This window comes from Longimicrobiaceae bacterium (genome assembly GCA_036375715.1).
GTDB lineage: Bacteria > Gemmatimonadota > Gemmatimonadetes > Longimicrobiales > Longimicrobiaceae > DASVBS01.
This window is the reverse complement of sequence record DASVBS010000067.1, coordinates 37,777-47,334: the sequence shown is the minus strand read 5'-3', so window position 1 is coordinate 47,334 and position 9,558 is coordinate 37,777. Positions and strand designations below refer to the sequence as shown.

General features: G+C 67.2%; 5 protein-coding genes. 4 read left to right on the top strand and 1 reads right to left on the bottom strand.

The annotated features are described in order from the left end of the window. The first annotated feature begins 838 nt into the window (after positions 1 to 838). A complete protein-coding gene (locus VF167_14850) occupies positions 839 to 2,149 on the top strand; it encodes an efflux RND transporter periplasmic adaptor subunit (GenBank protein ID HEX6926698.1) in 1,311 nt (436 codons plus the stop codon). Position 2,150: 1 nt separating this feature from the next. Beyond that, positions 2,151 to 3,362, top strand: a complete 1,212-nt coding sequence (locus tag VF167_14845) for an ABC transporter permease (protein ID HEX6926697.1) — start codon at positions 2,151 to 2,153, stop codon at positions 3,360 to 3,362. 159 nt (positions 3,363 to 3,521) lie between these two features. Here VF167_14845 and VF167_14840 read toward each other — a convergent pair whose 3' ends face one another. Continuing rightward, complete coding sequence (locus VF167_14840; protein HEX6926696.1) at positions 3,522 to 5,432, bottom strand: pyrroloquinoline quinone-dependent dehydrogenase; 1,911 nt, start codon at positions 5,430 to 5,432, stop codon at positions 3,522 to 3,524. Positions 5,433 to 5,549: 117 nt separating this feature from the next. Here VF167_14840 and VF167_14835 point away from each other — a divergent pair, with 117 nt between their 5' ends. After that, positions 5,550 to 6,251 carry a FadR/GntR family transcriptional regulator gene (locus VF167_14835; protein HEX6926695.1) on the top strand — a complete coding sequence of 234 codons (702 nt, stop codon included), beginning with the start codon at positions 5,550 to 5,552 and terminating at the stop codon, positions 6,249 to 6,251. 124 nt (positions 6,252 to 6,375) lie between these two features. Continuing rightward, entirely contained in the window at positions 6,376 to 9,558 is a 3,183-nt protein-coding gene (locus VF167_14830) for a TonB-dependent receptor (GenBank protein ID HEX6926694.1), read from the top strand.

Sequence of the window (9,558 nt, the reverse complement as noted above, 5' to 3'; positions counted from 1 at the left end):
CGGTTTGATCGTCGTCATCGCCGCAGCCGCCGCAGCTTTCGGGTACTCGTCTCTGGCGGGGTCGTCATCCACGCCGCCGTCATCGTCCTCACCGGCATCGTCGTCCTCACCGAGGCCGGCGACCTCCCTGGCGCCCTCATTGGCGCCGAGGGTGTCGTCGAACATCCGCGGCAGCGAGTCGATCCGCCCGACGCGCTCTCACCCCGGGCGGCCGCAGGGCAACCCTCCTCTCGATGTCGGTCGTGGGCGGCCCCCTCGCCCGTTCGCCGAGGCGGACGGCGCCGATATCTTCGTCAACAGCGGCTGGCGCTCTCCGGAATATCAAGAGCACCTGCTCGACGAGGCCGTCGCCAGGTACGGATCCGAAGAGGAGGCCGCCCGCTGGGTCGCCACGCCCGAGGCATCAGCGCACGTGTCCGGCGACGCCGTCGACATCGGACCGGCCAATGCCGCCGCATGGCTCTCGGAGCACGGCGCCAGATACGGGCTATGCCGGGTCTACGCGAACGAGCCCTGGCACTTCGAGCTCCGCCCGCGGGCGATGAAGCGCGGCTGCCCTCCCAGATGTGACGACCCGACCGTCGATCTGAGGATGCAATCGCGGAATTACTCACGGCGATCGACCGCCAGTGGCCGTCACGGGCCCGAGGCTGCGCCGGTATCTCTCCGGCATGCCTCTGCATCCGCATCTTACCGAAAGCCCCATGCATTCGCATCGCACCAGCAGCCGACCCCGAGTCGCACGCTGGGCCGGCGCGTACGCCTCTCGAGGACCGCTGTCGCGCCATCGCATTCCCACATACCCATCCCACTCCAGCGTGGCGGGAGATAGACGACGATGACCAGGAGGGGTGTGATTCTGATCGGCGGAACGGCCGTTTGCTTCGGGGTGGCGATCTTCGCCGTGTCGGCCAGCCCCCGCGAGCCGGCCCGGGAAGGCGCGGCCCAGCCGGTGGCAGTTCCCGCTCAGCGCACGGACCTGGAGGTGCTCGCCGAGGCGCCGGGCGCCGTCGAGCCGATCCGCACGGTAGAGGTGAAATCCCGGGCGTCTGGCGAGGTGCTCCGCGTTCACGTCGAGACCGGAGACCGGGTGGAGCAGGGGCAGCTCCTGGCCGAGATCGATCCGCGCGACGTCCAGAACGCGCTCGACCAGGCGATCGCCGACCTCGAGTCGGCCGAGGTCCAGGCGCGCACCACCGAAGCCAACCGGGCACGCATGGAGGCGCTGTACCGGAAGAAGGTGATCACCGAGCAGGAGTACGAGACAGCCCTGCAGGCCGCCGCCACCGCGAGTGCCGCCGTGGTGCGGGCGCGGACTAACCTGCAGCTCGCTCGAGAGCAGCGAAACGACGTGATCATCCGCGCGCCCATCGCCGGAACCATCCTCACCGACAGCATCGAACCGGGCCAGATCATCTCCTCCGCCACCAACAACATTTCGGGAGGCACCCTGCTCTTCACCATGGCCGACCTCTCGGAGATGCAGGTGCGCACGCTGGTGGACGAATCGGACATCGGGCAGATCCGCCCGGGCCAGGGTGCGGAGGTCACGGTGGAGGCCTACCCGGGGAGAGTCTTCCGGGGGGAAGTCTACAAGATCGAGCCGCAGGCGGTGGTGCAGCAGAACGTGACCACCTTCCCGGTGCTGGTGCACCTGCCCAATCCGCAGGGGCTGCTGAAGCCGGGGATGAACGCGGAGGTCTCGGTCGAGATCAGCGTGCGCCGCAATGCCCTCGTGGTGCCCAACGGGGCGGTGGTTCTGCCGCGCGACGCGGCCGCCGCGGCCGCCGCACTGGGACTGGATCCGAGCGTCATGCAGGGGCTTGCGCCGCCCGCAGAGGTGATCGCGGCGCTGGCACCCGCGGCGTCCGACTCGGGCAGCGGCAATGGGGATGTCCACATCGCGGCCGAGGGGGTGCGGCCGGCCGTGGTCTTCGTGCAGGGGGCTCAGGGACCCGAGCCGCGACGGGTGGCGGTGGGCGCGAGCGATTGGGAGTACACCGAGGTCGTCGCGGGACTGGGGGAGGGAGAGACGGTGCTCGACGTCACCGGTCCGCAGCTCATGCAGGCGCAGCAGCAGGAGTCGGAGCGTCGCCGCCCGACCGGCGGCGTGCTGGGAGGCGGGCGCATCCCGGGCGGCGGAGGCTGACATGGGGATCATGGAGACCATTCGCGTTTCCCTGGACGCGGTGGCGGCGAACAAGATGCGCTCGCTGCTCACCATGCTGGGTGTGATCATCGGCATCGCGGCCGTCATCACCATGGTCGCTCTGGGAGAAGGAGCGCAGCGCAGGGTCGCGGATCAGCTGCGGGCAATGGGAGCCAACGTGCTCACGGTGCGCCCCGGTCCCAACCTGATCCTGGGCGTCGACATCGGGGTGGGGAGACTGACGGTCGAGGACGCGGAGGCGTTGCGGCAGGCCGGCGGGCTCATTCGGGGTGTTGCCCCGGAAATGGAGGATCTCTTCCAGGTCGAACACGGCAGTGACAACGCCAACCTGGCGGTGGTGGGGACCTGGCCGACCAACTTCAGCGTCAACAACCACAAGCTGTACGCGGGGAGATTCTTCAGCGAAGCCGAGGAGAGAGGGCGTCGGCGGGTGGCCGTGGTGGGCGCCTTGGTCGCGGGGCGATTGGGGCTCTCATCGCCCACGGCGTTGATCGGCGAAAAGATCCGGATTCAGGGAATGTCCTTCGAGGTGGTGGGCGTGCTCGCCGAGAAGGGAGCTCCCGGGCCGTTCAACACCGACGAGAACGTCTACATCCCCCTGTCGACGGCGGAGATGCGGGTGATGGGGAGCGACCGGCTGCGCACCATCGCCGTCCAGGCCCCCAGCGAGCAGGCCATGCTCGCCACGATGGCGGAGATCCATCGCATTCTGCGACGCGAGCACCGGCTGCGGCCGGGAGAGGAGGCGGACTTCAACGTTCACGACCAGGCCTCGCTGATGGCCACCATCGAGGAGACCAACCGCACCTTTTCCTTCCTGCTGGCCGGGGTAGCCGCCATCTCCCTGCTGGTGGGGGGGATCGGCATCATGAACATCATGCTGGTGTCGGTGACCGAGCGCACACGAGAGATCGGGTTGAGGAAGTCGCTGGGGGCGAGGGAGCGGGACATTCTCCTCCAGTTCCTGATGGAAGCCCTGGTGCTCTGCCTGGCCGGCGGCGCCCTGGGGGTGGCATTGGGTTACGGCGGGTCGTCCATGCTGGAGCGGATGGCCGGCTGGAGTATGGTGGTGTCGCCGGAGGCTGTCCTGGTGGCGCTCCTCTTTTCCGCCGGGGTGGGGATCTTCTTCGGTCTGTGGCCGGCGCAGCGCGCGGCGCGGCTGGCGCCGATCGACGCGCTGCGGTACGAATAGACATCCTGCCTACCGCTTAGACGGGAACACAGAGGCCGCGGAGGATGACACCGAGACCGCAGAGGGGCTGGGAATTACGAATTATGAATTACGAATTACGAATTACGAATTACGAATTGCGCCATTCCTACTCTGCGCCTTCTGCCGTTCCAAAAGTCGTCACGGACTGAGCTTGAACACCACGATCGCGTCCCCCTCTCCAAACACCTCACCCCCTCCCGCCGCAATCGCCACATACTGCGTTCCGTCGAGCTGATAGGTCATCGGCGTGGAGCGCGCGCTCGAGGGGAGCTCGCCGCGCCACAATAGCTCACCCGTTCCCAGGTCATACGCCTTCAACGACCGATCGAGCGACGCGCCGATGAATACGACCCCCGTCGCTGTCACGATCGGCCCGCCCAGCCCCACCGAGCCCCAGGTCGGCGGCAGCTCGGTTCCTTCAGGCACCAGCGCCTCGACCGAGCCGAGCGGCACCTCCCAGACCCGCTCCCCGGTATCGAGGTCGATCGCCACCAGCGTCCCGAAGGGCGGAGGCGAGCAGGGGAGCCCGCCGGGTGAGAGCAGGATCCGGCGCCGCATCACGTACGGCGTCCCGTGCATTGGATTGTACTCGTAGCCGAGGCCCAGCCGGTCGCTCTCCGCCACCGCGTTCGAGAGGTCCACCGAATCCCGCGGCAGGAGCTGCACCTCGGCGGCGACCCGGTTGACCGGAACGACGGCGATCCGCCGCTCCGGATGCCAGGCCAGTCCTCCCCAGTGCGCGCCACCCACGTTGGACGGGATCACCAGCGTTCCCTGCAGATCCGGCGGGGTGAAGATGCCCTCGTTACGCAGGGGCTCGATCATGGCGCGGCACGCATCGCGGTCCCCCTCGTTCGCACCCCATACCTCCTGCAGCGTCAGCGAGTGGGGACTCAGCGGCGCGATCCCCGTAGTGAACGGCTGCGTCGTCGAGGCCTGCTCCCCCGGGATCCGGCTGGCGGGGACGGGACGCTCCTCCACCGGGTAGAGCGGCTCGCCCGTCTCGCGGTGCAGGATGAAGAGCATTCCCGTCTTGGTCGCCGCGGCGACCGCCGGGATTTCCGCACCGTCACGCCGCACGGTGACGAGCGCCGGCGGCGCCGCGTTGTCGTAGTCCCAGAGATCGTGGTGCACGGTCTGGAAGGACCAGACGAGCTCCCCGGTGCTGGCTCGCAGCGCAACCACGGAGTTGGCGTAGCGGTTGTCGCCGAGCCTGAGCGCACCGTAATAGTCGGGCGCGGCGCTGCCGGTGGGAATGAAGACCAGGTCCCGCTCTGGATCGGCAACGAGAATCGACCAGGCATTGGCCGCGCCGGTGCGGTGCGCCATGGCCCCTCCCCACTCGTCGTAGGCCGGGTCGGCAGGGTCCTGCGGGATCGGATCCCAGCTCCAGCGCAGCTCCCCGGTGCGCGCATCGAAAGCGCGCACCTCGCCGCTGGGCAGGTCCGGCCAGGTATTGTCACCCACCGAAGACCCGGTGATCACCAGACCGTGCACCACCGCGGGCGGCGAGGTGACCGTGTAGGCGTGCGGCTCCTTGGGAGGGATGCGCAGGCCGCGCAGCAGGTCCACCATCCCGCCCTCTCCAAATCGTTCGCACGGTTCGCCAGTAGCGGCGTCCAGCGCCCAGAGCTGGGACTGGGCGTTGGCCATGAAGATGGTGCGGCGGCAGGCCGCATCTGGCACCGCCTGCGGATCGACCCACAACGACACGCCGCGGCTGGCGAAATCTCCGTATTCGATGTCGCGTCGGATCTCCGGATCGAAGACCCAGAGCTCTTCTCCGGTGGCCGCGTCGAGCGCGATCACCCGCCCCAGCGGCGTCCCGATGTACATGACGCCCTCGCTGACCAGGGGCGTCGCCTCCAGGGCGGCCGGCTTGGCCGTCTCATACCGCGGATCGAGCTCGCCGGTGTGATAGGTCCAGGCGTGCTCCAGACGGGAGACGTTCTCAGGGCTGATGACCGCGGCGCGTGAAAAGCGCGTGCCCTGTACGTCACCTCCATTGGCCACCCAGGGGATCTCCTGCGCCCGGAGTGGGCAGGCCACTACCGCACCGAGGCACGCTACGAGGGCGCCCAACCGTACGACAGCCTTGACGCCAGCGAGGCAGCGTATTATGTAGTACATAACGCACTCCTTTCTGAGCACCATTCGTCTGGCCGCATGCCGCCTTCCCTTCGCGATCGCATCAAGCCGCTCGCCAACCTCTCGCGGGTGGACGAGGTGGAGCTGGCGCTCCTGAAGCTCCTCGCCAGCAACGACCTCAAGCCGGGGGATCCGCTGCCCAAGGAGGTCGAGCTCGCCGAGGCCTTCGGCGTCAGCCGCACGGTGGTGCGCGAAGCGCTCACGCGGCTCCGCGCCATAGGACTGGTCGAATCGGTGAAGCGCAAGGGCAGCGTCATCACCCATCCGGACGTGCTCACGCCGCTGGAGCGCATGCTCCACCCGCAGATCCTCGACGAGGACACGCTGCGCGACATCTTCGAGATCCGCCTGGTGCTCGAGGTCGGCATGGCCGACTTCCTGTTCGCGCGCATGACCCCCGCGCAGCTGGAGGAGCTCGAAAACATCGTCGCGGAGGAAAAGGAGGGCTCGAGCGCGGTCTTCGACCAGGAGTTCGAGGTCCGCTTCCACGGTAAGCTCTACGAGATCTCAGGCAACCGCACACTGCAACGCTTTCAATCGCTGCTGCTGCCAGTCTTCGGCTATGTCCATCGCAGCGGCATGCTGGAGCAACCCGGCCCGGCGGACGCCCCTTTCGTCACCCACCACGAGCTGGTGGAGATCCTTCGCAGCGGCTCCCCCGAGCGCTTCCGCGAGGGAATGCGGATACACCTGGAGAACCACTTTCGGCGGGTGCTCTGAGCGCCTCAAATCGGGACGCCAGCGCCCTCAGGCGTATTATATGTTGGACATAATGCACTGAATTCGGTCGTCCATTCACTCTCCCTCTCCTGGTCTCCCGGGAGATGCTCAGCGGAGGTCGACTATGAGAGCTCTGCTTCGTGCGACGTGCCCGGTGCCGGTACTGCTCCTCACCCTCGTGCTGCCGGCGCGGGCACAGCAGAACGTCGCCGGAACGGTAACGTCAGCCGCGACCGGCGAGCCCCTTGCCGAGGTCACCATCACGGTTCAGGGAACCGCCACCACCGCTCTGACTGACAGTCTGGGCCGTTTCAGCCTCACTACGGCGCCCGACGCCACGCTGGTCTTCCGTCGCGTCGGCTACCAGGAGCAGTCGGTCGCCCTGGAAGGCCGCACCATGCTGCAGGTGGTGCTGGCACCCCACGTCACCCAGCTCGAGGAACTGGTGGTGGTCGGTTACGGTGAACAGAGCCGCGCGACCTTGACCACCTCGGTCTCCAAGCTGGATACCACCACGCTGCGGAACATCCCTTACGCCACACCCGCGTCGGCACTGAAGGGCACGATCCCTGGGCTGCGTGTGCAGTCCACCACCGGGCAGCCGGGAGAGGCACCCCGCATCGTCCTGCGCGGCGGCACCTCCATCAACAACCCCAACGGATCGACTCCCCTCTACATCGTCGACGGGATCATCCGGCCGAACATCAACGACCTCAATCCGCTGGACATCGAGAGCGTCCAGGTGCTCAAGGACGCCGCGGCGACCGCCATCTACGGCGCCCGCGCCTCCAACGGCGTGGTGATCGTCACGACCAAGCAGGGCCAGGGCGAGCCGAGCATCAACTACTCGACCAGCTTCCAGTTCTCGGGACTGGCGAAGCGTCTGCCGCTCGCCTCCGCCCGCGACTACATCTACTTCAACCGCCTGGGCATCGCGGCGACCGCGGAGCTGGATCCCTCGCGGCGCTCGCGGCTCGACCTGCCTACGGGCTCCGGCGTCGGCAACGACCTGAGTAACCGCACCGCCTTCACTCCCCAGTATCTCACCCCCGAGAACGAGCACAAGCTGAACGAGGGGTGGGAGAGCATGCCCGACCCGCTCGACCCCTCGAAGACCATCATCTTCAAGGAGACGGACTGGCAGGACGTGCTCTTCCAGGACGCCCTGACCCAGAACCACTACCTCTCCGTCGCCGGCGGGACCGAGAGCGTGGGATACAACTTCGGGGTGGGTTACCTGAAGGATGAAGGGGTGGCGATCACCACCGGGTACGAGCGCCTCACCCTCGACATGGGCGGGCGGGTCCGCGCCCGTGACAACCTCACCCTCTACGGCGACCTGGGGTTCAGCAACTCGAGTGATAACCGCGTCTTCAGCGACTTCGAGATCTTCCAGCGCGCGCTGGCGCTGCCGCCCACCGCCAAGCTGTACTATGAGGACGGCACCCTCGCGCCGGGTCAGAACCGTAGCATCGGCAACCCGCTGTACCACCTGGGCCGGACCAAGGCGAAGAACAGCTTCGACCGCTTCAGCCTGGGTCTGCGGGGCATCTGGGACATCGTACCGGGCCTCTCGCTCGAGCCCTCCGTGGCGCTCTACACCACCAAGGGCATCGACAACCGCTTCCAGATGTCCTACTTCAACACGCCCACGCAGTTCGTCGACTCGCGCGATGCCTCGGCGTCGCACAGCACGCACTGGCAGCGGCAGGCAGACGCGGTCCTCACCTTCGATCACCTGTTCGGCGACAGTCATAATGTCGAGATCAAGGGGGGCGCCTCTTACTACGATCGCAAGCTGTATGGCCTCTCCGCCGCCGGCCGCGGCGCCTCCACCGACCTGATCCCGACGCTGAACGCCTCCTCCGAGCCGACCTCCGTCTCCAGCACGGCGACGGACCAGGTCATCATCGGCTTCTTCGGACGTCTCAACTACGACTTTGCGCAGAAGTACCTGCTCTCCCTCACCGCCCGCTACGACGGTGCGTCCAACCTGGGAGAGAGCAACCGCTGGGGATTCTTCCCCGGAATCTCGGCCGGCTGGAACCTGCACCAGGAGAGCTTCTGGGCGAACCTGCCGCCCGCCTTCTCCACGCTGAAGCTGCGGGCCAGCTACGGCACGAGCGGCAACATCAGCGGCCTCTCCGATTTCCACGCGCAGGGCGAGTACGACGTCGGCTCCAGGTACGCGGGCAACGCCGCCATCCTGAACAACCGGATGGCCAACCCGGAGCTGCGCTGGGAGCGCTCACGGACCTTCGACGTCGGCTTCGACTTGGGGCTCTTCGACGACCGCGCCACCGTCCTCTTCGACTACTACCGGCGCGTCACCGACGACCTGCTGACCTCGCTGGCGCTGCCGCAGTCCACCGGCTTCTCCAGCATCCTCACCAACCTGGGGTCACTGGAGAATCGCGGCTACGAGGTGGAGGCGAGCGTGGACGTGTTGCCGCCCGGTGCGCCGCTACGCTGGTCGGTCGCCTTCAACGCCGCGACCAATCAGAACAAGATCCTGCGCCTGCCGGACAACGGGAACGAGCGCAACCGGATCGGTGGGATCCTGGTCTACGACCCGGACGTGGGCGACTACGTGTGGAGAGGTGGCCTGCAGGAGGGCGGGCGGCTGGGAGACCTGTACATCTACAAGCAGCTCGGCGTCTACTCGACCGACGAGGAGGCCGCCGCCGGGCCGCTGGACATGCTCGTCCCCCGCGAGGACAAGCACAAGCGAGCCGGCGACGCGATCTTCGCGGACCTCGATCAGAACGGCATCATCGACACCCGCGACCAGGTCTACGTGGGCAACATCTTCCCGAAATGGACGGGCGGGTTCAGCACCCAACTCGGCTACGGGGACCTGGACCTGCTGGTGCGGATGGACTTCGCCACCGGCCACACGATCTTCAACCAGACCCTCCTGGCGCTCAACGGCCAGACCCAGGGCGACATCGGCATGTCCAAGGAGGTGCTCCGCTCCTGGCAGAAGCCGGGCGACAAAACGGACATCCCACGCTACTACTGGGCCGACCAGCTCGCGCAGAACAATATCTTCCGCGACAATCGAGGGACCTCCTACTACTACGAGAAGGGCGATTACCTCGCCCTGCGTGAGGTGACCCTCAGCTATCGTCCCCCGGCGAGCTGGTTCGAGCGACTGGGCGTCGACTACGCGCGCATCTACCTGGCCGGTAGCAACCTGCACTACTTCACCGCCTACAAGGGGCTGCTGCCCGAGGACGGCGGGACCGACAGCGGCCGCTATCCGCTGCCGCGTAATCTCGCCATCGGTCTCGACCTCGGGTTCTGA

Coding starts and splice junctions, on each gene's coding strand:
- VF167_14850 (HEX6926698.1), top strand. CDS start 839: ATGACCAGGAGGGGTGTGATTCTGATCGGCGGAACGGCCGTTTGCTTC.
- VF167_14845 (HEX6926697.1), top strand. CDS start 2,151: ATGGGGATCATGGAGACCATTCGCGTTTCCCTGGACGCGGTGGCGGCG.
- VF167_14835 (HEX6926695.1), top strand. CDS start 5,550: ATGCCGCCTTCCCTTCGCGATCGCATCAAGCCGCTCGCCAACCTCTCG.
- VF167_14830 (HEX6926694.1), top strand. CDS start 6,376: ATGAGAGCTCTGCTTCGTGCGACGTGCCCGGTGCCGGTACTGCTCCTC.